Raw genomic sequence first — 23,293 nt, forward strand, 5'->3', positions numbered from 1 at the left:
CCCGCCACCGGTAGGAGCGGGCTTGCCCGCGAAGCATGCCCGACACCGCCCCATGTCGCGGCGGGAAAAGCTTCGCGAGCAAGCTCGCTCCTACGCCGGTCACGGGGTCAAGCGCCGCCGCGAAAGCACGAGACACCCCAGGCCGTCAGCTTGAACGGCAGATGGTAGTGCTGGCGCGGATCATCCAGTCCGAAGCGATACACCAGCACATCGAGAAACGGCACTTGCGGTGACGCCTGGCCCTGGGCTCGATAGAACGCCGCCACGTCCAGCTCCACCTCGTAGACGCCCCGGTCGAAGCGGGCCGCCAGCTCGCTCAGCGGGGCCAGCAGGCCGTTGTCGGCAATCTGCCCTTCGCAGAGCCACTCCTCGCCCAGGCGGCGTACCCGAACCTGCATGCCTGCGGCCACCTTGCCGCTGGCGACATCCACCACATGGATGGACACTCCGCCGTTCATTTCCAGAACCCCACATGAGCCTGGGCCGCTTCGTTTTCCAGCATCGGCCCCAGCACCGGGATCTGCCGCTGCCCCCGGGCAAAGACTTCACGGCATGGCAGGGAAAAGGTCGGGTTTTCCGGGTGATCGCCGGTCAGTGCCAGCAAGGCATGCTCGGACAAGGCGTAGACCACCCGACCAATCCCGGTCCAGTAGATGGCCCCGGCACACATGCAGCAGGGCTCGGCGCTGGTGTACAGGGTGCACTGGGCCAGCTCCTCGGGGCCCAGGAGCCTTGCGGCCTTGGCGGCAGCGGCGAGTTCGGCGTGCTGGGTCGGGTCGCCTTCGGGGGGCATGGAGTTGTTGCCGGCACTGGCAATGATCTTGCCGTTGCGGTCCGCCACCAGGGCGGCGAACGGGTGGCGGCCGCGGGCCTTGGCCTCTTCGGCCAGTTCAATGCTCTGGCGCAGCAGTTGCAGGTCCAGCTGGCTGACGCCGGCAGGGATGGGGGAAAGAATCTGGGTCATCTTGACCTCCTTTTCATGGACAGGGGCCCGCCGAAAAAAAGCGGGCCTGATAGCCGTCTTCAGTCACCAAGCCCGGCCTGGGCGGCCAGTTCTTGGGCCGCAGACATGCGGGGATTGAGCAGCAGGTTGAGCACGATGGCGGTGAGGGCGCCGAGGAAGATGCCGCTTTCCAGCAGCAGCTTGAGGGGGCCGTGGGCCTGGGCGAACAACGAAGGAAAGGACATCGGCAGCACGCCGACACTGACCGACACAGCGACGATGATGCCGTTGCCAGTGCCCTCGAACCTCACCCGTGACAGCTCCTGGATGCCGGCCACGGTGGTCATGCCGAACATGACGATGGCGCAGCCCCCCAGTACCGGGGTCGGCACCGCAGCCACCAGCGCCCCGAGCTTGGGAAACAGCCCCATGAGGACCATGATCGCGCCGGCTGCCGCCACCACGAAGCGGCTCTTGATCTTGGAGAGCGCGATCAGTCCGGTGTTCTGGGTAAAGGCGTTGTAGGGGAAGCTGTTGAACAGGCCGCCGAGCAGGGTGGACAGGCCGTCGGCGCGAAAGGCGTCCCCCAGGGTGCGCTGGGTGGTCGGCTTGCCGGTGAGTTTGCCAATGGCCAGACAGTTGCCGGTGGTCTCGGCCATGATCACCAGCATCGCCAGGGTCATGATCAGGATCGGCATCAGGGAGAATTGGGGAGCCCCGAAGGCCATGGGCGGGCTCAGCTCGAACCAGGCCGCTTCGCCCACCTGGGCAAAGTGGGTCATGCCGCAGGCCGCAGCGATCAGGCTGCCCACCAGCAGCCCGATCAGCACACTGAGGTTGCCGATAAAACCGGAGAACTTGCCATAGATCACCAGGGTCACCGCCACCGTGGCCAGCCCCAGCAACAGGTTGGCCGGTGCGCCGAAATCCTCGGCGGCGGGGTTGCCGCCCCCCAGCCAGACGGCCGCCGCCGGCATCAGGGAAATGCCGATGATGGTGATCAGACTGCCGATCACCACCGGTGGAAAGAACCTCAGCAGACGGCTGAACAGCGGAGCCATGGCAATGGTCAGGACCCCGGCGGCGATCACCGCGCCGAACACCTCGGCCAGGCCGAACTGCTTGCCGATCATGATCATCGGCGCCAGGGCAATGAAGGAGCAGCCCTGGATCAACGGCAAGCGTGCGCCGAAGCGCCAGAAGCCCAGGGTCTGGATCAGGGTGGCAACGCCGGACGTCAGCAGGTTGGCGTTGATCAGTAAAACCACCTGGGCCGCAGTCAAGCCCAGGGCATTGCCTAGAATCAACGGCACCGCCACCGCACCGGCATACATCACCAGCACATGCTGCAGGCCGAAGGTGAACAACTGGCGAACGGGCAGGACCTCGTCCACTGGGTGAACCCGGGGAATGTTCATGTCGCAGATCTCCTGAAAGTGCAGCTCTTGTAGTTGTTCTGGCAGGCATCCGGGGGCAATGCCCCGGCAGGATGTACGAACGTCGGCGCCCATGATCTGTGCTTGAATACGATGCAACAAATGAGCAGCCATCGTTTTTAACGATGGATTGGACAAGCCTGTCCTGGGGTCGGGAGACGCGATGCGCTTTTCACTGGAACAACTGCAGATGTTCGTTCAGGCCGCACAAACCGGCTCGTTCTCGGCCGCTGCCCGCAAGCTGGGCAAGACCCAGTCCACGGTCAGCGTGGCCATTGCCAACCTGGAGGCCGACCTGGGGGTGGAGCTGTTCGACCGCAGCAGCCGCAGCCCGGTGCTGACCGCCAGCGGAAAGAAGATGCTGCTGCAGGCCGAGGCGGTGCTGGAGCGCTGCCTGACCCTGCAAGCCAATGCCGACTGCCTGTCGGAGGCGCTGGAGCCGCAGTTGTCCATCGTGATCGAAACCCCTTACGGCCCGCTGATGCCGGTCTTGCGCGAGTTCGAGCAGGCCTTCCCCTATGTCGACCTGCTGATCCGTCATCCGCTGTCCGGAGATGCCAGTGAGTTGGTGGCCCGTGGCGATGCGGTGCTGGGGATCGCCTTTTCGCAACCGGGCTATCCCCAGGAGCTGGAGTTCCAGCAGATGGGCAAGCTGATCATGTTGCACGTCTGCCACCCGGATCATCCCCTGGCCCGGCTGGACAACGTGACCTTCGACGACCTGCATGGGCAGCGACGCCTGGCCTTCAGCGCCCACGCCGACAAGCTGCCCAGCAGCGAGTACCTGCGCTGCAGCCAACTGTGGCAGGCGGAAAACTACCTGGCGCTGCTGGAAATGGTCCGCGCCGGCCTGGGCTGGGCCACCCTGCCCCGGCAACTGATCCAGCGTGAACTGGCCAAGGGCGAGCTGGTGGAACTGCAACTGGGGGCCTATCCCCACACCGACTGGCTGGTGGGCGTGGACCTGCTCTGGGCCCGGCAACGGGTGATGGGCAAGGCCGAACGCTGGCTCAAGGAACGCCTGCTGCGGCACAAGGTGTACGAAGTGGATCGGCGCGGACAGTCCACGACCTGGTAACGCTGGCGCGGGCAACAAAGGGACAAGGTTCTAGGCTTGGCCGGACAGCAAATATAAGCAAGGATTCGCAATCCTTATAAAAGGCTTATATAGTCCGCCATGAACGAAATCCTCTGGAGTCGAAAAGCGGTCAAGCAGTTGATGCGACTGCACCACGAGCATCAGGTCCAGGTTCGTGATGCGATCGCCCTGCTGGCCGACATGCCCGCCAGTGGCAACGTCAAAGCCCTGTCCGGCCACACCTATGCCTATCGCCTGCGGGTTGGCCAGTACCGCGTGCTGTTTGATTGGGACGGGGTTATCCATATCGTCAGTGTTCAAGAGGTCAAAAAACGTGATGAACGCACCTACTGACATCCAGATCATCCACGGCCCGGACGGCAAGCCGGCGTTCGTGGTGATTCCCTACGCGCAGTACGTTGCGCAGCAGAATGAGCCTGATCTGATCCCCCATGGCGTGGTCAGTCGCATGGTCGATGGCGCCACGCCGATCCGGGCCTGGCGCGAGCACCTGCACCTGACCCAGGATGAGGTTGCCAAGCGGCTGGGGATCTCTCAGCCGGCCTTCGCCCAACAAGAGAGCGTGGCCCGACCCCGCAAGAGCACCCGGGAAAAAATTGCCGCCGTCTTCGGTATACGCGCCGACCAGCTGGAGCTGTAAGCTGCGCCCCACTCAACGATTGAAAGGGTTACTCATGAGCATCTGCGGTATCGAGATCAAGGGCAGCGAAGCCATCTTCGCCCTCGCCTCCCTGCAAGACGGCGCGCCGCACCACCAGGCGCTGGCCATCAAGAAGATCGCCCTGGAAGACGACGATGACGCGGGCAACGTTCGCGACTTCGCCGCCCGGATCGACGCCTTTGTCCGCGAACACGGGATTACCCGCATCGCCATCAAGAAGCGCAGCAAGAAAGGCGAATTTGCCGGCGGCCCCACCACCTTCAAGATCGAAGGCGTGTTTCAGTTGCTGGATAATTGCGAAGTGACCCTGCTGTCGCCGCAAACCATCAACGCCCAGCACAAGAAGCACAGCTTCGAGCTGGGGGCGAGCCTCAACAAATACCAGCACGAAGCCTACAAGACCGCCTGCGCCGCCTTGCTGAAGAAATGATCCTGAGGCCCTGCTTAGCGGTCTAACGCCAAACATCCAGCGCGCCTGAGATCCTCGCGTCCCTGCGGGCCGTTCGCAGCCTGCGGCAGCGGCTACAGTTGGCGCCGATAATGCTGCAGCCAGTCGGCGAATGAATTGTCTTCCAGGGCATAGGCGCCCCGGCTGGACTTCCACACCAACTCCTTTTCCCGCAGGGCATCGATACAGGCTTGCACCGTCTGGGTGCCCGGTTGCGTATCGCTGCCCATGGCCTGCAACGCCTTGGCCACCGCCGCCAGGGTGTCGTCGGTAAAGGGCGCGAACGGCAGGTTGTTGCGCGAACGCTCCACCATCACTTCCAGCACCGCCCGCTGGGACAGGGTCAGACCGTTCCAGGCGCTTTCGAATTCGCTCCAGACACCGGCTCGGAGAATCTCGGCGCTGCTGCGCAACAACTCGTTGAGCTGGCTCGCCTCCCCCAGCTCCAGGGCCACCTGGCCGATGATGCTGCGGAGCATTTCCGGACGCCGGCCAACCCATTCGAAGGCCTGGTCCAGATCATCGGCATTGAACTGGTTGGTGGGCGCCAGATGAGCGTTCAGATGGGCGGTGTAGGCCTTGGTGAAATCCCGTCCCAACAGCGGGAACGGGGTGATGCTCGAACCAAAGAACGGCTGGTTACGGTTGAGCACCAGATGGGCCAGCTTGTCGCGATTGGACCCGGTGAACACCAGGCGCAAGCCACTGGTATCCATGTCCCGCCCCTGATTGAGCTGATCCCGGGCCGCCTTGAGCGCGAACATGGCATTCAACCCGGCCTCCGAGCTCAAGGCATGCTGGGCCTCGTCGATTATCAGCACCACCGTCTTGCCCGCGGCGCTGTGGAGCAATTCCAGGGCCTGGGTCAGGGTCGCGCCCTCGGGCAACTGGGACTTGCTGAAATCCCAGGACAGGGTGCGCAGAAAGCTGAGCTTCTCCACCCCGAGGGACTTGGCCAGTTTGCGAATGCCTTTCTCGAAAGGCACCAGCGCCCCGGCAATGGCCGCGGCGATCAGCTCGGCGGGGTCTTTTTCGCGATTGGCCCAGAGGTCGACATAAACCGCCAGCCAGCCACGGCTCTGGCATTCGGGCAGCAGGTCCTCGCGCAGGAAGGTACTTTTCCCGGTGCGCCGCGGCGCCGCCAGGAACAGCCCCGAGCTGTAATCCTGAATCCCCGAACCCACCAGGCCATCGGCAATATTGAGCGCCAGAGCAGGACGACGAAACACGAAACCGGTGTTTTTCGACATGGTTTTATACTCAATTATTGCCAGGACTATAATTTATAGCCGCGAGTATAATTGACTATAAACCCCTGTCAAACCGACTCCTGGCCGCTCCCCAGCAGGCGTCGGTCTTCACGGGGACAGTGCACGAAACGCGCGCGGTAACTGCGGGTGAAGTAGGACGGCGACTCAAACCCGCAGGCGATGCTCACCTCCAGCACGCTCATGTCGGTCTGGCGCAGCAGTTGCCGGGCCTTCTCCAGGCGCAGGCCCAGATAGAAGTTGCTCGGGGTGTCGTTCAAGTGCAGGCGGAACAGCCGCTCCAGCTGACGCCGGGTGACCTTGATCGACTCCGCCAGGGCCAGGGTGCTCAGGGGCGGCTCGCTGTGCTGCTCCATCTCGCCGATCACCTGCACCAGTTTCTTGTTGCTGATGCCGTAGCGGCTGGCGACTTCCATGCGCTGGTGATCCTTGCGCGGGCGGATGCGCCCGAGCACGAACTGTTCGCTGACCTGGATCGCCAGTTGCGGGCCGTGGGCCTGGGCGATCAGGTCGAGCATCATGTCGATGGACGCGGTGCCACCGGCACAGGTGATGCGCCGACGATCGATCTCGAACAACTCCTGGGTCACGCTCAACTGTGGATAAGACTCCTTGAAGGCCTCGATGGCTTCCCAGTGCAGGGTCACCCGGTGCCCCTCCAGCAGCCCGGATTCCGCGAGAATCACGCTGCCGGTGTCGATACCGCCGAGGGTCACGCCCTCCAGGTCCAGGCGTCGCAACCAGTGTTCCAGGGCGGGACTCAGGCACTTCAACGGCTCGAAGCCGGCCACCACCCACAAGGTTGCGCCCTTCTTCAGCGGCTCCAGGGCCGCGTCAACATTGACCGACATGCCGTTGCTGGCCAGCACCGCGCCGCCGTCGGCGCTGAGCACATGCCAGCGATACAGCTCGCCACGAAAACGGTTGGCCACCCGCAGTGGCTCGATGGCGGAAATGAAACCGATGGCGGAGAACCCCGGCATCAGCAGGAAGTAGAAGTCCTGGGACATGCAACGCACTCCGGTGACGGCCAGCGTGGGCCCTGTGATACGCCAAATGCCCCCCTGCCACAAGGGGCCAGGTCGCTGCAGTGCAAGAGTCGGTCGCCGCTGTGCGTTTACCGCCGGCGACGCCTGCGTACCTTGAGCTCACCGACGCACCAAGACGCCGGGATCGACAATAACAACCTGCCGAGGGAACCCACATGAAACGACTGATCAGCCGCTGTGTGCTTGCGCTTAGTGGTAGCGTTTTTCTGACGTCGGGAGCCATGGCCGCCGACGCCCCCAGTTGCCAGAACGTACGCCTGGGCGTGGTCAACTGGACCGACGTGATCGCCACCAGCGCCATGACCCAGGTCCTGCTCGATGGCCTCGGCTACAAGACCAAGCAGACCAGCGCCTCGCAACAGATCATCTTCGCCGGCATCCGCGACCAGCGCCTGGACCTGTTCCTCGGCTACTGGAACCCGCTGATGACCCAGACCATCACCCCGTTCGTCGACGCCAACCAGGTCAAGGTCCTGGCCGAGCCCAGCCTCAAGGACGCCCGCGCTACCCTGGCCGTCCCCTCCTACCTGGCCGACAAGGGCCTGAAGACCTTCGCCGACATCGCCAGGTTCCAGAAGGAGCTGGGGGGCAAGATCTACGGCATCGAGCCCGGCTCGGGAGCCAATACCCAGATCAAGGACATGATCGCCAAGAACCAGTTCGGCCTGGGCAAGTTCCAGCTGGTGGAGTCCAGCGAGGCCGGCATGTTGTCGGCGGTGGCCCGGGCGGTGAAACGCAATGAAGCCATCGTGTTCTTCGGCTGGGCGCCGCACCCGATGAACGTCAACATCAAGATGACCTACCTCAGCGGCAGCCAGGACGCCCTGGGCCCGAACGAGGGCCAGGCCACGGTCTGGACCGTCACCGCGCCGAACTATGCCGAGCAGTGCCCGAACGTGCACCGGCTGCTGACCAACCTGACCTTCAGCGCCGAGGACGAGAGCCGGATGATGCAGCCGCTGCTGGAGCACAAGGACGCCCTGGAGTCCGCCCGGCAGTGGCTCAAGGACCACCCGCAGGACCAGCAGCGCTGGCTGGAAGGGGTGACCACCTTCGATGGCAAGCCGGCCGCCGAACACCTGCAACTGACCAGCAAGTAAGCAACCGCCACTACCGCCCCGCAGCCCGCACCGGGCTGCGCATGGCCACCTCATGCCCCCAGCAAACACGCCTGTAAGGAACCGCACCATGAACCACGACGTCATCATCACCTGCGCACTCACCGGTGCTGGCGACACGACCGCCAAGAGCCCCCATGTGCCGGTCACCCCGAAGCAGATAGCCGCCGCCGCGGTAGAGGCCGCCAAGGCCGGCGCCACGGTGGTCCACTGCCACGTCCGGGACCCTGCGAGCGGCAAGTTCAGCCGTGATGTCGCGCTGTACCGCGAAGTCATGGAGCGCATTCGCGAGGCCGACGTCGACATCATCGTCAACCTCACCGCCGGCATGGGCGGCGATCTGGAGATCGGCGCCGGCGAAAGCCCCATGGAGTTCGGGCCCAACACCGATCTGGTCGGGCCGCTGACCCGCCTGGCCCATGTCGAGGAACTGCTGCCGGAGATCTGCACCCTGGACTGCGGCACCCTCAACTTCGGCGATGGCGACACCATCTACGTGTCCACCCCGGCCCAACTGCGGGCCGGCGCCAAGCGCATCCAGGAGTTGGGGGTGAAAGCCGAGCTGGAAATCTTCGACACCGGGCACCTGTGGTTCGCCAAGCAGATGATCAAGGAAGGCCTGCTGGACAACCCGCTGTTCCAACTGTGCCTGGGCATTCCCTGGGGCGCCCCGGCGGACACCACCACCATGAAGGCCATGGTCGACAACCTGCCGGCGGATGCGGTCTGGGCCGGCTTCGGTATCGGGCGCATGCAGATGCCCATGGCCGCGCAAGCGGTGCTGCTGGGGGGCAACGTGCGGGTCGGCCTGGAAGACAACCTGTGGCTGGATCGCGGCGTGCTCGCCACCAACGGCCAACTGGTGGAGCGGGCCACGGAGATCCTCAGCCGCCTCGGCGCCCGGGTCCTGACCCCGGCCGAGGGCCGCCAGAAAATGGGCCTCAAGCAACGCGGCTGACCCCAGTCCACCTCTCTGTGTAGGAGCGAGCTTGCTCGCGAAGAGGCCGTCACATCAGACCCCATAGCAGCCAGCTTGCCGACGCAGGTGCGCGCAAAGCCGCCAAGCGCTTCGCTGGCAAGCCAGCGCCTACAGACTCTTTTTTCAGGAAGACGCGATGACTTTTATCACCAACATCAAAACCTTCGCCGCTCTGGGCAGCGGCGTGATCGGCAGTGGCTGGGTGGCCCGCGCCCTGGCCCACGGCCTGGACGTGGTGGCCTGGGACCCGGCGCCGGGCGCTGAAGCTGCCCTGCGCCAGCGGGTCGCCAACGCCTGGGTCGCCCTGGAACAACAGGGCCTGGCCCCCGGCGCATCGCCACAGCGCCTGCGCTTTGTCAGCACCATCGAAGAGTGTGTGAAAGACGCCGACTTCATCCAGGAAAGCGCTCCCGAGCGACTGGAGCTCAAGCTGGAACTGCACAGCAAGATCAGCGCCGCGGCCAAGCCCGACGCCCTGATCGGCTCCAGCACCTCGGGCCTGCTGCCCAGCGAATTCTACGAAGGCTCGACCCACCCGCAACGCTGCGTGGTGGGTCACCCGTTCAACCCGGTGTACCTGCTGCCGCTGGTGGAAGTGGTGGGCGGCCAGCACACCGCACCCGAGGCGATACAGGCGGCGATCCAGGTCTATGAATCCTTGGGGATGCGGCCACTGCATGTGCGCAAGGAAGTGCCGGGTTTCATCGCCGATCGCTTGCTCGAAGCCCTGTGGCGCGAAGCCTTGCACCTGGTCAATGACGGGGTGGCGACCACCGGGGAAATCGACGACGCGATCCGCTTTGGCGCCGGCCTGCGCTGGTCGTTCATGGGCACCTTCCTCACCTACACCCTGGCCGGAGGCGACGCCGGCATGCGCCACTTCATGGCCCAGTTCGGCCCGGCGCTGCAACTGCCCTGGACCTACCTGCCGGCCCCGGAGCTGACCGACAAACTGATCGATGACGTGGTCGAGGGCACCGCCGAGCAACTGGGCAGCCACAGCATTTCGGCCCTGGAGCGCTATCGTGATGACTGCCTGCTGGCGGTGCTGGAGGCGGTGAAAACCACCAAGGCCAAGCACGGCATGCACTTTCACGACTAACCCAACCCCTGTAGGAGCTGGCTTGCCAGCGAATAGGCCCTCAAGCCCGGCGCAAACCCAACGGACGCCTGCGCCGGCAAGCCGGCTCCTACCGTTATCCGGTGATCCTATGCCTGCCCTGACCACCTACAGCACCCGCATCATCAAAGACTGGGTCGACTACAACGGCCATCTGCGTGATGCCTTCTATCTGCTGATCTTCAGCTATGCCACCGATGCACTGATGGATCGCCTGGGGCTCGACAGCGACAACCGCGACGCCAGCGGCCACTCACTGTTCACCCTGGAACTGCACCTGAACTACCTGCACGAGGTGAAGCTCGACACCGAGGTCGAAGTCCATACCCGGATCATCGGCCACGACCGCAAGCGCCTGCACCTGTATCACAGCCTGCACAAGGTCGGTGATCCCCAGGAGCTGGCCGGCAACGAACAGATGCTGCTCCACGTCGACCTCGCCGGCCCCCGCTCCGCGCCATTCGACGAAGCGGTGTTGCAGCGCCTGCAAACCATGGCGGCCGAGCAGGCCGAGCTGCCGCGTCCCACCTACATCGGCCGGGTAATTGGCCTGCCAACGGAAAAATGACAACCAGCCCGAAAAGGAGATCGCCGTGAACATCGCCGCCCTTGCCGACTATCGCCGTTATCCGCTGATCAGCCCGTTGAGCGCCGTCCAGGTACTGCCGGACCGGGTCCAGGTGCACTGGGCCGATGGCCGCCTCAGCCCCTTTCACCATCAATGGCTGCGGGACAACTGCCCCTGCCCGGAATGCGTCTACAGCGTGACCCGTGAACAGGTGCTGGAAATCGTCGATGTGGCCGAGGACCTCGGCTGCCACGGGGCGCACATCGACAGCCAGGGCTGCCTGTGCCTCGAATGGTCGGACGGCCACCGTAGCCGCTTCGATCCCGGCTGGCTGCGGGCCCACGCCTATGACGAGCAATCCCGCGAGGAGCGCCGCGCCCACAAGGCGCACAGCCAGTTGTGGGACAGCAGCCTGCAACTACCGGTATTCGAGTATCAGGCCCTGATGGACGATCCTGCGGCTCTGCTGCAATGGCTGCTGGCCCTGCGCGACACCGGCCTGACCCAGGTCCGGGGCGCCCCCACGGAACCCGGTTCGCTGGCGCTGATCGCCCGACGCATCTCGTTTATCCGCGAGAGCAACTTCGGCGTGCTGTTCAATGTGCAATCCAAGGCCGACGCCGACAGCAACGCCTACACCGCTTTCAACCTGCCGCTGCACAGCGACCTACCCACCCGCGAGCTGCAACCGGGGCTGCAGTTCCTGCATTGCCTGGTCAATGACGCCGTGGGCGGTGAAAGCATCTTCGTCGACGGCTTTGCCATCGCCGATGCCTTGCGCCGTGAAGACCCCGAGGCCTTCCTGACGCTGTGTGAAACACCCGTGGAATTTCGCAACAAGGACCGCCACAGCGACTACCGCTGCCTGGCGCCGATCATTGCCCTGGATGCCCTGGGCCGGGTGGCGGAGATCCGCATGGCCAACTTCCTGCGGGGGCCTTTCGACACCTCGGTGGAGCAGATGCCCAGGCTGTACCACGCTTACCGTCGATTTATCGCCATGACCCGAGAGACGCGGTTCCGGGTCATCCGCCGCCTCGACCCGGGACAACTCTGGTGCTTCGACAACCGCCGCACCCTGCATGCCCGCAACGCCTTCGACCCGTCCAGCGGCGCCCGGCATTTCCAGGGCTGCTACATCGACCGCGACGAGCTGCTCTCCAGGATCCTGGTCCTGCAGCGCTGATCCCCATCCCACCGGCCACCGGCTCCCCGCAGGAGCCGGCTGGCCAGCGAAGCTTGCCGGCAAAACCTCCACAGGCAAAAAAAAGCCCCGATCAAGCCGTGACAGGATCGAGGCAGGGACTACTGCTGAGGAGCTGCGGTGAGAAGGTGACCAAACCAACACGGCGCGAGCTGGTTGCAGTCTGCCCACTCTGCCTGCTCGCGAGTTAGCCGAAAACGACCTGCCCGTAGGCAATAGGGTCATTGCAGGGGTTCAGATGTCCTCGGTATAGAACACCACCGTCACGTAGAAATAGCCGATCTTGTGCCAATCCCGGCGCTGGTTGTAGGGCGTCTCTTCAGAGCCCATGCCGATCTGATAATGACGCCCGGTCTTCTTATCCCTATAGGAAATGAACCCCTTCGTTTCCCAGCCACAGCAGACAAACTTGAGCCCCTCCTGCAGCCCCAGTTCCCGCTGCAGATAGCGCTCTACCTGATGGGCATCCTGACCTTTGACCCGATACCTCGCGGTGAGCGGTGCGCCCTGATCCTCGGGCTGCGACTCACAGTGAAAAAACTCCAGGGATTTCGGCGGATCGGTCATGGCCCGCAAAAAATCGCCACACTCGGTGGCTGCCGCAGCCGCGCTGCAAACCATCCACAACAAACAGGCCAAACCCAGGTTGAACATCACTTTCATCCACTACAGCTCCCTATATTTCTGCCCCAACGGCCATCCTGCCAACCCCCGCCGCTTGCGGCGGGGGTCCTTGAGCGCCAGCACGGCTCAATATCCACCCTTATGCAAGCCCGGGCCATCACACGCAAGCGCCGCGAGACTTGATTGACCGTCTTTTTCCAGACGCTGTTGCAACCGGCCATCAGCCATCGAGTTAGCCGAAAACGACCTGTTCATAGGTAAACGGGCCATCGCGACCATCTGTCCTTGCCGCCGCCCGGACGGCCAACCAGAATCGACTGACGACCACGTTACCTGAATAAGGATGAGCGTCATGATGCATGCGGATTTGATTGATCAGGACGACCTGCTGGGACAACTCCGGGCCCTGGGTTTCGAGATGCCCGCAGGCGCCAGCGCCGAGCAGGCCTGTGAATGTGCGGTGCGCGGTTTGAGCGATGCACGGGCCAAGGCGCTCAAGGGCATGGTGGAGCAGATGCTCACCGGTAATGCGACCATTCTTCCCGCGGTGCGCCAGGCCATTGATCGCCAGTTGCTGCCGGCCCTGGCCGAGTACCTGCAGCAAAAACGCGCGTGAGTCTCCCTGTGCCCTGAGCGGATTGCTAGAGTGCGCGTCCCTCTGGCGAAAACAGGCAAGCACTCATGATCCCGATACAGCCCGGCTCATCCGCCGACGCGGCCAGCTGGCTGCAATTGCGCCTGGGCCTGTGGCCCGACTGTCCGCCAGAGGAGCACCTGGCCGAAATCCGCCAGATGCTGGCCGCACCCGAGCGCTATGGCTGCTGGCTGGCCTTTGCCCAGAACGGTGAAGCCATCGGCCTGGCCGAGGCGGCGCTGCGCCACGACTACGTCAACGGCACCGAGAGTTCGCCGGTGGTGTTTCTCGAAGGAATCTATGTGGCTCCCGAGCACCGTCGCCAGGGCGTTGCCCAGCAACTGATCGAGCAGGTCAGCCAGTGGGGACGCCAGGCCGGGTGTGTGGAGATCGCGTCTGACACCAGCCTGGACAATCTGGCCAGCCAGACACTGCACCACGCGCTGGGCTTCGAAGAAACCGAACGCGTGGTGTATTTCAAGAAGCGTCTGTGACTACAGACGCACGCTGGCGAAGGTCGACTCGTTGCGCGCCTGACTCAAGGCCGACAGCGGGCCGGACAGCGGCGCCAGGACCATGGCTTGCGGCAGCGGCATCATCGCCACCTGCTGGGTGGTGTTGGAGCCGATGCGCTCGTCACGGGGCGGAATGCCGAAGTACTCGCGGTAGCACTTGGAGAAGTGCGGCGTAGAGACAAAACCACACACCGACGCCACTTCGATGATCGACATCGGCGTCTGCTTGAGCAGTTGCCGCGCGCGGATCAACCGCAGCTTGAGGTAGTAGCGCGACGGCGAACAATGCAGGTACTTCTGGAACAGCCGCTCCAACTGTCGCCGGGAGACGGCCACGTACACCGCCAGCTCGTCCAAATCGATCGGCTCTTCGAGGTTGGCTTCCATCAGCGCAACGATTTCCTGGAGCTTGGGCTGGTTGGTGCCGAGCATGTGCTTGAGGGGCACGCGCTGGTGATCCTGCTCGTTGCGGATGCGCTCGTAAACGAACATCTCCGAGATCGCCGCTGACAACTCACGGCCATGATCGCGACTGATCAGGTGCAGCATCATGTCCAGTGGCGCGGTGCCGCCGGAGCTGGTGAAACGGTTGCGGTCGAGGGTGAACAGGCGGGTGCTCATGGCGACCCGGGGGAAGGCTTCCTGCATCGACGCCAGGCATTCCCAGTGCACGCTGCAATCGAAGCCGTCCAGCAGACCGGCGCAGGCCAGGGCCCAACTGCCGGTGCACACCGCGCCGAGGCGGCGCGACTGGCGAGCCTGGCTTTGCAACCAGGACACATGTTCACGGGTCACGGTGCGCTGGATGCCGATGCCGCCGCAGACGATCACGGTGTCGAGGCTGGGGGCTTTGTGCATGGAGGCGTCGGGGGTGATTTGCAGACCGTCACTGGCCCAGACCTGACCGCCATCGACGCTGAGGGTGGTCCAGCGATACAGCTCGCGGCCGGACAGTTGGTTGGCCATGCGCAGGGGTTCGACTGCGGAGGCCAGGGAAATCAGCGTGAAATTGTCCAGCAGCAGAAAGCCGATGGATTGAGGCGCACGGTTCTGGGGTTGGGCCCCGGAGTTGAACGACGTCATCGCGATATCTCCTCACACAAAGCGGGTGATGGCCTCAGGCGGAGGCTCTTTTTATGTGCCCTGCGACTCATCGGAGGCGGGCTTGATATTCACAGAGCAATTGCCATGCCTAAAGTTGAATGGGCATTCAATAACTCCTGAAAACGACGTCGCGACGCGTCTATATAGCCCTTGGCAATGTGCGGATAAGAAGCGCCGGAATCACCGCACAGAAGGCGGCAGGCGCAGCGGTGAGCAGTTAGGTAGCACTTGCGCGACCGATGCGTCGGGCCAGGACTGGCGAGTGTCACTCAAAGCACAACCGAGCGACGGACGCCGAGGTCCATCAGCCCGCTTGGCCACTTGTCTATTCACGACGCGCTAAAAGGTGGCGCGCCCCTCCTCTGATGAGCAATTTGGGCGCGCCGCCGTCCCTGTGCAGTAGCCGGCGTAGCGCCCCATGCAGACTCAACACTCCACCGCACTCACCGCCAGCCCACCGCGAGAAGTCTCTTTATATTTGTCGTGCATGTCGGCCCCGGTATCACGCATGGTGCGGATCACCCGATCCAGGGAGATGAAATGCTGGCCATCGCCGCGCAAGGCCATCTGCGCGGCATTGATCGCCTTCACCGCGGCAATCGCGTTGCGCTCGATGCAGGGCACCTGCACCAGCCCGCCCACCGGGTCGCAGGTCAGGCCGAGGTTATGCTCCAGGCCAATTTCCGCGGCGTTGCACAACTGCTCGGGCGTGGCCCCGAGAATCTCCGCCAACCCCGCCGCGGCCATGGCACAGGCCGAACCCACTTCGCCCTGGCAACCGACTTCGGCCCCGGAAATCGAAGCGTTCTTCTTGCACAGGATGCCGATGGCCGCCGCGCCCAGAAAGAAGTCCACCACGTTGGCGTCGGTCACGTCCTCGCTGAACTTCATGAAATAGTGCAGTACCGCCGGAATGATCCCCGCTGCGCCGTTGGTGGGCGCGGTGACCATGCGTCCACCGGCGGCGTTCTCTTCGTTCACCGCCAGGGCGAACAGGTTGACCCACTCCATGGCGCTCAAGGTCGAGCCGATCACATTGGGTTTATTGAGCTCCTGCAGGCTGCGATGCAGCTTGGCCGCGCGCCGACGTACATTGAGCCCGCCGGGCAGGATGCCTTCGTGTTTGAGCCCCTGTTCCACGCAATCCTGCATCGCGCGCCACAGCGTCATCAGGCCGCTGCGGATTTCCTCTTCCGAACGCCAGACCTTCTCGTTGGCCAGCATCAGTTCGGCGACTCGCAGGTTGTGCTTCTGGCACAGGCTGAGCAGTTCCACCGCACTGGAGAAATCGTAAGGCAGCTCGCTACGATCCAGGTCCGCCACGCCACTACTGGCCTGGGCCTGGTCGACGACAAAACCGCCGCCCACTGAATAATAGGTATCGCGCAACAGCTCCCCGCCCTCACCTTCGGCCACCAGGGTCATGGCGTTAGGGTGAAAGGGCAGGTTTTCGTCCAGCAGGCGCATGTCCCGGGACCAGGTGAACGGCACAGCCAGCCGTCCGTCCAGCAACAGGGTGTGGGTTTCCCTGAGCCGTTCGATGCGCGGGCCGATCAGCGACGGGTCGATCGCATCGGGCCACTCCCCCATCAAGCCCATGATCACCGCGTTGTCGCTGCCATGGCCAATGCCGGTGGCCGACAGCGAGCCGAACAGTTGCACTTCGATCCGCCGCACCTGCTCCAGCAGATGGCGTTCCTTCAATACCTGGACGAATAACGCCGCGGCGCGCATGGGCCCGACGGTGTGGGAACTGGAAGGCCCGATGCCGATCTTGAACAAGTCGAAAACACTGATAGCCATTACTGCGTAACTCCTCGATGAGCACAGTCCAGGCGCTGAAAACGCCCTCTGACGGAGCTGCTACGCTCAAGCTGCAATCCGCCGAGAAGGGCGCATCATCAGGCTTTTACCGCGCCTCGCGACGTCTGACACCGACCCACTCATGCCCACCAACGCCGCCTGGCGCGAGGCTCGGGTTCTGGGCGTTTTTTGCGGTGCAGATGCAGGAAAAAATGCCCGGAAACACTGTAAGCGACCTCACCGACACTGGATGCGACCCTCCCTGTACTGGATACGACGCACCCCGTAGGCGACAGTTTTTCACTGGTACATGATCAGTCTCGACTCGATTGCAAGGCACGGTGGTAGAGCTGTCCCCGGCACACCAACCGCCACACTTATAAGCGCGGTCCATACGCCGCCAGAAAAACATCCAGGAGTCCCCCCTATGAAAGGTTCCCCGTTGTTGTTGGCCGCCATGCTGAGTCTGCCGCTTCTGGCACACGCCGCAGAACCGGAGCAATGCAGCACCGTAAACTTCTCCGATGTCGGCTGGACCGATATCACCGTGACCACCGCCACCACCAGCGTTGTGCTCAACGCCCTGGGCTACAAGACCAAGACCACGATGATTTCCGTGCCGGTGACCTACAAGTCCCTGGCCGACGGCAAGAACATGGACGTGTTCCTCGGCAACTGGATGCCGACCATGGAAAACGACATCAAGCCCTACCGCGACGCTGGCACCGTGGAGACCGTGCGCGCCAACCTGGAAAACGCCAAGTACACCCTGGCAGTTCCCGAGTCGCTGTATGACAAAGGCCTGAAAGACTTCGCCGACATCGCCAAGTTCAAGAAGGAGCTGGACGGCAAGATCTACGGCATCGAGCCGGGCAACGACGGCAACCGCACCATCCAGACGATGATCGACAAGAACGCCTTTGGCCTCAAGGACGCCGGCTTCAAGGTGGTGGAGTCCAGCGAGGCGGGCATGCTGTCCCAGGTTGAGCGCGCTCAGCGTCGCGACACCGCGGTGGTGTTCCTGGGCTGGGAACCGCACCCGATGAACACACGCTTCAAGATGAAGTACCTGACCGGTGGCGACGACTTCTTCGGCCCCAACTTCGGCCAGGCCACCATCTACACCAACACCCGCAAGGGCTACACCACCGAGTGCAGCAACGTGGGCCAGTTGCTGAAGAACCTGTCGTTCACCCTGAACATGGAAAGCACCCTGATGGGCAACGTGCTGGACGACAAGATGAAACCTGACGCGGCCGCCAAGGCCTGGCTGAAGAAGAATCCACAGGTGCTCGATACCTGGCTCGCTGGCGTGACCACCATTGACGGTAAACCCGGCCTGGAAGCCGTGAAGGCCAAGCTTGCCCAGTAATCGCTTACGCCGGGCGGGCTTGCCCGCCCGGGCTGTTTTTTCCTTGCATGCGGACGTTCAATACCATGCTCACTGATCAGAAAATCCCCCTGGGCCAGTACATCGCGGCTTTCGTAGACTGGTTGACGAAACACGGTGCCAGCACCTTCGATGCGATCGCTACCACCCTGGAAACCATGATCCACGGCGTGACGTTCGCGCTGACCTGGTTCAATCCCCTGGCCCTGATCGGCCTGATTGCCCTGCTGGCGCACCTGATCCAGCGCAAATGGGGCCTGACTGTATTTGTCGTGCTGTCCTTCCTGCTGATCCTCAATCTGGGGTACTGGCAGGAAACCATGGAAACCCTGGCCCAGGTGCTGTTCGCCACCCTGGTCTGCGTGCTGATCGGCGTGCCCCTGGGAATCGTCGCCGCGCACAAGCCGCTGTTCTACACCATGATGCGTCCGGTCCTGGACCTGATGCAGACCGTCCCCACATTCGTCTACCTGATCCCGACCCTGACCCTGTTCGGCCTCGGGGTGGTACCCGGCCTGATCTCCACGGTGGTGTTCGCCATTGCCGCGCCGATCCGCCTGACCTACCTGGGCATTCGCGATGTTCCACAAGAGTTGATGGACGCGGGCAAGGCCTTTGGCTGTTCGCGCCGTCAGTTGTTGTCGCGCATTGAGCTGCCCCACGCCATGCCGAGCATCGCCGCCGGTATTACCCAATGCATCATGCTGTCGCTGTCGATGGTGGTGATCGCCGCCCTGGTCGGCGCCGACGGCCTGGGCAAACCCGTGGTCAACGCACTCAACACCGCCGACATTGCCCTGGGCTTCGAAGCCGGCCTGGCGATCGTGCTGCTGGCGATCATGCTCGACCGCATCTGCAAACAACCTGAAGCCAAAGTAGGGGGTGACGCATGAGCATAATCCGCTTCGATAACGTCGACGTTATCTTCTCCAAGGACCCACGGGAGGCGCTCAAGCTGCTGGACCAGGGCATGACCCGCAACGAGATCCTGAAGAAAACCGGGCAGATCGTCGGCGTGGAAAAAGCCAGCCTGGACATCCAGAAAGGCGAGATCTGCGTGCTGATGGGCCTCTCCGGTTCCGGCAAGTCGAGCCTGTTGCGCTGCATCAACGGCCTGAACACCGTGAGCCGCGGCAAGCTGTTCGTCGAACACGAAGGCCAGCAGATCGACATTGCCTCCTGCTCCCCCGCCGAACTGAAGATGATGCGCACCCAGCGCATCGCCATGGTGTTCCAGAAGTTCGCCCTGATGCCCTGGCTGACGGTGCGCGAGAACATCAGCTTCGGCCTGGAGATGCAGGGCCGACCGGAGAAGGAACGGCGCAAGCTGGTGGACGAGAAACTTGAGCTGGTGGGCCTGACCCAGTGGCGCAACAAGAAGCCCGACGAGCTGTCCGGCGGCATGCAGCAGCGTGTGGGCCTGGCCCGCGCCCTGGCCATGGACGCCGATATCCTGCTGATGGACGAACCCTTCTCGGCCCTCGACCCGCTGATCCGCCAGGGTCTGCAGGACGAGCTGCTGGAACTGCAACGCAAGCTGAGCAAGACCATCGTGTTTGTCAGCCACGACCTGGACGAGGCCCTGAAGCTGGGCAGCCGCATCGCCATCATGAAAGACGGGCGGATCATCCAGTACAGCAAGCCGGAAGAGATCGTGCTCAACCCCGCGGACGACTATGTGCGCACCTTCGTCGCCCACACCAACCCGCTGAACGTGCTCTGCGGTCGCAGCCTGATGCGCAGCCTGGACAACTGCAAGCGGGTCAACGGCTCCGTGTGCCTGGACCCGGGCGGCGACTCCTGGCTCGACCTGGCGGAGGGCAACACCATCAAGGGCGCCCGCCGCAACGGCTCGCAGATGGACCTGCAGAACTGGACTCCGGGGCAGGCGGTGGAAGAACTGGGCCGACGCCCGACCCTGGTGGACTCCAACATCGGCATGCGCGACGCCCTGCAGATCCGCTACCAGACCGGCAACAAACTGGTGCTCCACGACAACCAGAAAGTCGTCGGCATCCTTGGCGACAGCGAGCTCTACCACGCGCTGCTCGGCAAGAACCTGGGTTAAGCCGCAGACACAAAAACGCCGCGAGCAATCGCGGCGTTTTGCTTTATCGACACACGCCCTTCTGTAGGAGCTGGCTCGCCAGCGAACAGGCCCTGAAGCCTTGCAGCCCCCTTGAAGGGCGCCTTCGCCGGCAAGCCGGCTTCCTACAGCGGGTGGAGCCGCTCCGTCGGGAGCGGTCCGTTACTTCACTCAGCTATAGACCCGGCCAAGGAGCTGCCGATGGCTTTCGAACTGATCGAGCACATCACGGGTGATCTGCTCCTGGGTGAAGCCCATCAAGTCGTATTCCTGGCTGCCGTTGTGCAGGTACACCTCGGCGCGGTAGAAACGACTGCGCACTTCGCTGTCCGCCCCTTCCGGCTGGGCCGATTCGCTCGGTGCCGCCAGGTAGCCGTCCAGGCTCACTTCATAGACGAAGGGATTGCCTTCCTCCATTTCCACCCGCAGGCCCAGCAAACTCTTGGACTTGCCCAGGTTGGTCTGCACTTCATGGCCCAGGGTGCGCAGTTGCGCGACGGCTTCCTGCAGCGCCGGGCTGATGTGCTTGTCCATGTAACGCTGCACCACCGACTGGGTCGGTTGCAGGTCCAGCTGGGTCAGGCGCTCGCTGAAACCACGGCGACCGCGCTCGGCCAATTGCGCTTGTTCCTGCTCGATCTGCACGTCCTGGCGCATGGCCTTGTGCAAACCGAACATGAAGAAGATCAGCACCACCGAGAACGGCAGGCCGGCCAGCACCACCATGGTCTGCATGGCTTCGAAGTTACCGGCGAACAACAGACCGATGGTCACCAGGGTGATCACCACCGACCAGAAGATCCGCAGCCAGTGCGGGGCGTCTTCGTCGACGTTGCCGCCTTTACAGGACAGGTTGGCCATCATCACCGCGCCGGAGTCGGCGGGGGTCAGGAACAGCACGAAGCCGACGAAGATCGAGACACCGATGACAATCTTCGAGGCCGGGTAGTGCTCAAGCAGTTGGTAGATCGCCATGGACGGCTGTTCCAGCGCCGTCTTGCCCAGTTCCACCGCTCCCTGGTTGACCACCAGGTCCAGGGCCGAGTTACCGAAGATCGACAGCCAGGCCAGGGTGAAGCCCAGGGGAATCAGCAGCACGCCGGCGACCAGCTCACGCACGGTGCGACCACGGGAAATACGCGCAATGAACATGCCTACGAATGGCGCCCAGGAAATCCACCAGGCCCAGTAGAACAGGGTCCACAGGCCCAGCCAGCGGTCGGACTTGGCGTTGTCGCCTTCGTACACATAGAGGTCGAAGGTCTTGAGCACCACACCGTTGAGGTAGTCGCCGATGTTCTGCACGAAGCCGTTGAGCAGGTGCAGGGTCGGGCCGAACAGCAGGACGAAAATCAACAGGCCGCTGAACAGCACGATGTTCAGGTTGGACAGGCGGCGGATGCCGTTTTCCACACCGGACACCGCGGCAATGGTGGCCACCGTGCTCATGACGATGATCACGATCAGCAGGTTGGTGTTGCTGTGCTCCATGCCGAACAGGTTTTCCAGGCCGGAAGACACCTGCATCGAACCAATCCCGAGGTTGGTCACCAGGCCCAGCAGGGTCACGAACATGCCGAAACCGTCCACTGCGTGGCCGGCCGCGCCCTTGACCCAGCGCTCGCCCACCAGCGGATACAACGCCGAACGCAGCGCCAGCGGCTGGTTATGACGATAGGCAAAGTACGCCACCGCCAGGCCCACCAGGGCGTAGATCGCCCAGCCATGCAGGCCCCAGTGCAGGAAGGTCAGCTGCAACGCCTGGCGTGCGGCCAGGTTGCTGCCGGGTACGCCTTCGGGCGGGTTGAAGTAGTGATCCAGGGGCTCGGAAGCACCGAAGTACAGCAGCGAGATACCGATACCGGAGGAGAACAGCATCCCGGCCCAGGCACCGTAGCTGAAGTCCGGGGTGTCTTGCTTGGTCCCCAGCTTGAGCTTGCCGTAGGAGGAGAACGCCAGGCCCACCACGAACACCAGGTAAGCGGCGATCACCACCATGTAGTACCAGCCGAAGCTGCGGGACAACCAGGCCTGGGCAATGCCCAGCAGTCGGCCGGCCTCTTGCGGGGCGATGATCAGAATGGCGGTCAACAACAGGATCAGCGCGGTGGAGGTGTAGAACACCCAACCGTTGACCCGCACCTTCTCCGGTGGGGTCTTTATAAGAGAGGCAGAACTCATTGCACAGATGCTCCAGGCAGTGCGAGAGAAGGACACAAGGCAACACCGCACCCGACCAATCGGTTAGTTGGCAGCCGATCATCGGGTGATATAAAGACACCCCGAAAAAGCCCGAAACCGCAAAAGCCGCGTTGCGCACCCGCATCCAAGGTCAGTGACGAACCTGCAGCTCGTCGCCTGTTCCCCGGAGCGTCCTGCCCCTTCAACACGTCCTTACTCTTGCCGGTCCACGCCATGCCACGTGTAAGTTTTGGGCTATTTCGGAGGTCGTTTTCCCGCCGTCCGCGAGTAGGAAAACCTCCCCAGGCAGCGACGATTTGTCGCAGATCTTATTCTTTGTTGATTGAACGTTCAATCAAAACAAAATAGACTGGCCCACAAGTCGACCGGCGTCATACGCCCGCCGACAGGCCTAAGGAGAGGTATCAGATGCCCAAGGTCGGTATGCAACCCATACGCCGCCAGCAATTGATCGAAGCCACGCTACAGGCCGTCGATCAGGTCGGAATGGGGGACGCCAGCATTGCGCTGATCGCCCGTTTGGCCGGTGTTTCAAACGGCATCATCAGTCACTACTTTCGGGACAAGAACGGCCTGATCGCAGCGACGATGGGTTACATCATGAGCATGCTCAACGAAGGCGTCAGAGCACGCCGCCAGGCCCTGACGGACGACAGCCCGCGCGCTCACCTGAAAGTGATCATCGAGGGCAACTTCGATGCCAGCCAGGTGAACGGCCCGGCAATGAAAACCTGGTTGGCCTTCTGGGCTTCCAGCATGCACCAGCCCGATTTGCACAGGTTGCAGCGGATCAACGACCACCGCTTGTATTCCAACCTGTGTTGCCAGTTCCGCCGTGCCCTGCCGCTCTACCATGCGCGCAAGGCAGCTCGCGGCCTGGCGGCTTTGATCGACGGTTTGTGGCTGCGTGGTGCCTTGTCGGGTGATGCATTCGACACCGACCAGGCGATACGGATCGCTTACGAATACATGGATCTACAACTGGCTAAGCAGGAGCGCCAGAGCACAAAAGAGACGCTCGGCCCCTGACCCGCCACTGATC

The 23,293-nt window shown here is 63.1% G+C and carries 24 protein-coding genes; 15 read left to right on the forward strand and 9 right to left on the reverse strand.

Annotated features, from left to right (window positions below; genetic code table 11):
* Positions 1–107: 107 nt before the first annotated feature.
* Genes LOY69_RS27850 through LOY69_RS27860 form a run of 3 tightly spaced genes read right to left on the reverse strand, consistent with a single transcriptional unit; the run spans position 108 to position 2,361 of the window.
* Positions 108–458: a hydroxyisourate hydrolase gene (locus tag LOY69_RS27850; RefSeq protein WP_102881100.1), complete on the reverse strand. Its 351-nt coding sequence runs from the start codon at positions 456–458 to the stop codon at positions 108–110.
* Positions 455–964, reverse strand: coding sequence for a nucleoside deaminase (locus tag LOY69_RS27855; protein ID WP_265073877.1), 510 nt, complete (start codon positions 962–964; stop codon positions 455–457). Before LOY69_RS27855 ends, LOY69_RS27850 begins: the two co-directional genes overlap by 4 nt.
* A 59-nt stretch (positions 965–1,023) precedes the next feature.
* Positions 1,024–2,361: a nucleobase:cation symporter-2 family protein gene (locus tag LOY69_RS27860; RefSeq protein ID WP_265073878.1), complete on the reverse strand. Its 1,338-nt coding sequence runs from the start codon at positions 2,359–2,361 to the stop codon at positions 1,024–1,026.
* 181 nt (positions 2,362–2,542) lie between these two features.
* Between LOY69_RS27860 and LOY69_RS27865 the strand changes: the two genes are divergently transcribed.
* From LOY69_RS27865 to LOY69_RS27880, 4 genes are all read left to right on the forward strand, one after another.
* Positions 2,543–3,457: a LysR family transcriptional regulator gene (locus tag LOY69_RS27865; protein WP_265073879.1), complete on the forward strand. Its 915-nt coding sequence runs from the start codon at positions 2,543–2,545 to the stop codon at positions 3,455–3,457.
* Positions 3,458–3,556: 99 nt separating this feature from the next.
* On the forward strand, positions 3,557–3,811 hold the full coding sequence (locus LOY69_RS27870; protein WP_102881104.1) for a type II toxin-antitoxin system RelE family toxin: 255 nt from the start codon (positions 3,557–3,559) through the stop codon (positions 3,809–3,811).
* Positions 3,795–4,118: a helix-turn-helix domain-containing protein gene (locus LOY69_RS27875; RefSeq protein WP_102881105.1), complete on the forward strand. Its 324-nt coding sequence runs from the start codon at positions 3,795–3,797 to the stop codon at positions 4,116–4,118. The genes LOY69_RS27870 and LOY69_RS27875 overlap by 17 nt, the downstream gene beginning before the upstream one ends.
* 34 nt (positions 4,119–4,152) lie before the next feature.
* Complete coding sequence (locus tag LOY69_RS27880; protein WP_102881106.1) at positions 4,153–4,569, forward strand: DUF3010 family protein; 417 nt, start codon at positions 4,153–4,155, stop codon at positions 4,567–4,569.
* A 92-nt stretch (positions 4,570–4,661) separates the two neighbouring features.
* Here the strand turns inward: LOY69_RS27880 and LOY69_RS27885 are convergent, their stop codons facing one another.
* Complete coding sequence (locus LOY69_RS27885) at positions 4,662–5,837, reverse strand: AAA family ATPase (RefSeq protein WP_102881107.1); 1,176 nt, start codon at positions 5,835–5,837, stop codon at positions 4,662–4,664.
* A gap of 68 nt (positions 5,838–5,905) precedes the next feature.
* Positions 5,906–6,865 (reverse strand): GlxA family transcriptional regulator, encoded by a 960-nt coding sequence (locus LOY69_RS27890; RefSeq protein WP_102881108.1) that lies wholly within the window; start codon positions 6,863–6,865, stop codon positions 5,906–5,908.
* Between the two features lie 194 nt (positions 6,866–7,059).
* Here LOY69_RS27890 and LOY69_RS27895 point away from each other — a divergent pair, with 194 nt between their 5' ends.
* From LOY69_RS27895 to LOY69_RS27915, 5 genes are all read left to right on the forward strand, one after another.
* Positions 7,060–8,004: a choline ABC transporter substrate-binding protein gene (locus LOY69_RS27895; protein ID WP_110594403.1), complete on the forward strand. Its 945-nt coding sequence runs from the start codon at positions 7,060–7,062 to the stop codon at positions 8,002–8,004.
* 88 nt (positions 8,005–8,092) lie between these two features.
* Positions 8,093–8,980: a 3-keto-5-aminohexanoate cleavage protein gene (locus LOY69_RS27900; RefSeq protein WP_265073880.1), complete on the forward strand. Its 888-nt coding sequence runs from the start codon at positions 8,093–8,095 to the stop codon at positions 8,978–8,980.
* Between the two features lie 157 nt (positions 8,981–9,137).
* Positions 9,138–10,103, forward strand: a complete 966-nt coding sequence (locus LOY69_RS27905; protein WP_110594400.1) for an L-carnitine dehydrogenase — start codon at positions 9,138–9,140, stop codon at positions 10,101–10,103.
* Between the two features lie 109 nt (positions 10,104–10,212).
* The gene (locus LOY69_RS27910) at positions 10,213–10,689 is read left to right on the forward strand and encodes a thioesterase family protein (RefSeq protein ID WP_110652404.1); all 477 of its coding nucleotides are present in this window, start codon (positions 10,213–10,215) and stop codon (positions 10,687–10,689) included.
* Positions 10,690–10,714: 25 nt separating this feature from the next.
* A complete protein-coding gene (locus LOY69_RS27915) occupies positions 10,715–11,875 on the forward strand; it encodes a gamma-butyrobetaine dioxygenase (RefSeq protein ID WP_115581119.1) in 1,161 nt (386 codons plus the stop codon).
* 252 nt (positions 11,876–12,127) lie between these two features.
* On the opposite strand, the gene LOY69_RS27920 is transcribed toward LOY69_RS27915, so the two are convergent.
* A complete protein-coding gene (locus LOY69_RS27920) occupies positions 12,128–12,556 on the reverse strand; it encodes a DUF4952 domain-containing protein (RefSeq protein WP_102881114.1) in 429 nt (142 codons plus the stop codon).
* A 313-nt stretch (positions 12,557–12,869) separates the two neighbouring features.
* On the opposite strand from LOY69_RS27920, the gene LOY69_RS27925 reads away from it, so the two are divergent.
* Both LOY69_RS27925 and aac(6') read left to right on the forward strand, forming a co-directional pair.
* Entirely contained in the window at positions 12,870–13,133 is a 264-nt protein-coding gene (locus LOY69_RS27925; RefSeq protein WP_025131152.1) for a hypothetical protein, read from the forward strand.
* Positions 13,134–13,198: 65 nt separating this feature from the next.
* A complete protein-coding gene (gene aac(6') / locus LOY69_RS27930) occupies positions 13,199–13,645 on the forward strand; it encodes an aminoglycoside 6'-N-acetyltransferase (protein WP_102881115.1) in 447 nt (148 codons plus the stop codon).
* Here aac(6') and LOY69_RS27935 read toward each other — a convergent pair whose 3' ends face one another.
* The gene (locus LOY69_RS27935) at positions 13,646–14,749 is read right to left on the reverse strand and encodes a GlxA family transcriptional regulator (RefSeq protein WP_060841469.1); all 1,104 of its coding nucleotides are present in this window, start codon (positions 14,747–14,749) and stop codon (positions 13,646–13,648) included.
* A 447-nt stretch (positions 14,750–15,196) separates the two neighbouring features.
* The gene (locus LOY69_RS27940; RefSeq protein WP_102881116.1) at positions 15,197–16,573 is read right to left on the reverse strand and encodes an L-serine ammonia-lyase; all 1,377 of its coding nucleotides are present in this window, start codon (positions 16,571–16,573) and stop codon (positions 15,197–15,199) included.
* 427 nt (positions 16,574–17,000) lie between these two features.
* Here LOY69_RS27940 and LOY69_RS27945 point away from each other — a divergent pair, with 427 nt between their 5' ends.
* The 3 genes from LOY69_RS27945 (at position 17,001) to choV (ending at position 20,031) form a co-directional block, all read left to right on the forward strand.
* On the forward strand, positions 17,001–17,945 hold the full coding sequence (locus LOY69_RS27945; RefSeq protein ID WP_102881117.1) for a choline ABC transporter substrate-binding protein: 945 nt from the start codon (positions 17,001–17,003) through the stop codon (positions 17,943–17,945).
* Between the two features lie 65 nt (positions 17,946–18,010).
* A complete protein-coding gene (gene choW, locus LOY69_RS27950) occupies positions 18,011–18,856 on the forward strand; it encodes a choline ABC transporter permease subunit (protein WP_102862017.1) in 846 nt (281 codons plus the stop codon).
* Entirely contained in the window at positions 18,853–20,031 is a 1,179-nt protein-coding gene (gene choV / locus LOY69_RS27955) for a choline ABC transporter ATP-binding protein (RefSeq protein WP_253084015.1), read from the forward strand. The genes choW and choV overlap by 4 nt, the downstream gene beginning before the upstream one ends.
* Positions 20,032–20,220: 189 nt before the next feature.
* Here the strand turns inward: choV and LOY69_RS27960 are convergent, their stop codons facing one another.
* Complete coding sequence (locus LOY69_RS27960; protein WP_240322063.1) at positions 20,221–22,173, reverse strand: BCCT family transporter; 1,953 nt, start codon at positions 22,171–22,173, stop codon at positions 20,221–20,223.
* 486 nt (positions 22,174–22,659) lie between these two features.
* On the opposite strand from LOY69_RS27960, the gene betI reads away from it, so the two are divergent.
* On the forward strand, positions 22,660–23,280 hold the full coding sequence (gene betI / locus LOY69_RS27965; RefSeq protein WP_016966359.1) for a transcriptional regulator BetI: 621 nt from the start codon (positions 22,660–22,662) through the stop codon (positions 23,278–23,280).
* Positions 23,281–23,293 lie beyond the last annotated feature (13 nt).

It is taken from the genome of Pseudomonas sp. B21-059 (genome assembly GCF_026016285.1).
Classification (GTDB): Bacteria; Pseudomonadota; Gammaproteobacteria; order Pseudomonadales; family Pseudomonadaceae; genus Aquipseudomonas; species Aquipseudomonas danubii.

What these genes read in the sequence shown, in the direction of transcription:
- LOY69_RS27945 (WP_102881117.1), top strand. Translation starts at nt 17,001, where the DNA reads ATGAAAGGTTCCCCGTTGTTGTTGGCCGCCATGCTGAGTCTGCCGCTT.
- LOY69_RS27925 (WP_025131152.1), top strand. Translation starts at nt 12,870, where the DNA reads ATGATGCATGCGGATTTGATTGATCAGGACGACCTGCTGGGACAACTC.
- LOY69_RS27855 (WP_265073877.1), bottom strand. Translation starts at nt 964, where the DNA reads ATGACCCAGATTCTTTCCCCCATCCCTGCCGGCGTCAGCCAGCTGGAC.
- LOY69_RS27875 (WP_102881105.1), top strand. Translation starts at nt 3,795, where the DNA reads ATGAACGCACCTACTGACATCCAGATCATCCACGGCCCGGACGGCAAG.
- LOY69_RS27910 (WP_110652404.1), top strand. Translation starts at nt 10,213, where the DNA reads ATGCCTGCCCTGACCACCTACAGCACCCGCATCATCAAAGACTGGGTC.
- LOY69_RS27890 (WP_102881108.1), bottom strand. Translation starts at nt 6,865, where the DNA reads ATGTCCCAGGACTTCTACTTCCTGCTGATGCCGGGGTTCTCCGCCATC.
- LOY69_RS27860 (WP_265073878.1), bottom strand. Translation starts at nt 2,361, where the DNA reads ATGAACATTCCCCGGGTTCACCCAGTGGACGAGGTCCTGCCCGTTCGC.
- LOY69_RS27940 (WP_102881116.1), bottom strand. Translation starts at nt 16,573, where the DNA reads ATGGCTATCAGTGTTTTCGACTTGTTCAAGATCGGCATCGGGCCTTCC.
- LOY69_RS27850 (WP_102881100.1), bottom strand. Translation starts at nt 458, where the DNA reads ATGAACGGCGGAGTGTCCATCCATGTGGTGGATGTCGCCAGCGGCAAG.
- LOY69_RS27905 (WP_110594400.1), top strand. Translation starts at nt 9,138, where the DNA reads ATGACTTTTATCACCAACATCAAAACCTTCGCCGCTCTGGGCAGCGGC.
- LOY69_RS27880 (WP_102881106.1), top strand. Translation starts at nt 4,153, where the DNA reads ATGAGCATCTGCGGTATCGAGATCAAGGGCAGCGAAGCCATCTTCGCC.
- betI (WP_016966359.1), top strand. Translation starts at nt 22,660, where the DNA reads ATGCCCAAGGTCGGTATGCAACCCATACGCCGCCAGCAATTGATCGAA.
- LOY69_RS27870 (WP_102881104.1), top strand. Translation starts at nt 3,557, where the DNA reads ATGAACGAAATCCTCTGGAGTCGAAAAGCGGTCAAGCAGTTGATGCGA.
- LOY69_RS27885 (WP_102881107.1), bottom strand. Translation starts at nt 5,837, where the DNA reads ATGTCGAAAAACACCGGTTTCGTGTTTCGTCGTCCTGCTCTGGCGCTC.
- LOY69_RS27895 (WP_110594403.1), top strand. Translation starts at nt 7,060, where the DNA reads ATGAAACGACTGATCAGCCGCTGTGTGCTTGCGCTTAGTGGTAGCGTT.
- choW (WP_102862017.1), top strand. Translation starts at nt 18,011, where the DNA reads ATGCTCACTGATCAGAAAATCCCCCTGGGCCAGTACATCGCGGCTTTC.
- LOY69_RS27935 (WP_060841469.1), bottom strand. Translation starts at nt 14,749, where the DNA reads ATGACGTCGTTCAACTCCGGGGCCCAACCCCAGAACCGTGCGCCTCAA.
- LOY69_RS27920 (WP_102881114.1), bottom strand. Translation starts at nt 12,556, where the DNA reads ATGAAAGTGATGTTCAACCTGGGTTTGGCCTGTTTGTTGTGGATGGTT.
- LOY69_RS27865 (WP_265073879.1), top strand. Translation starts at nt 2,543, where the DNA reads ATGCGCTTTTCACTGGAACAACTGCAGATGTTCGTTCAGGCCGCACAA.
- choV (WP_253084015.1), top strand. Translation starts at nt 18,853, where the DNA reads ATGAGCATAATCCGCTTCGATAACGTCGACGTTATCTTCTCCAAGGAC.
- LOY69_RS27900 (WP_265073880.1), top strand. Translation starts at nt 8,093, where the DNA reads ATGAACCACGACGTCATCATCACCTGCGCACTCACCGGTGCTGGCGAC.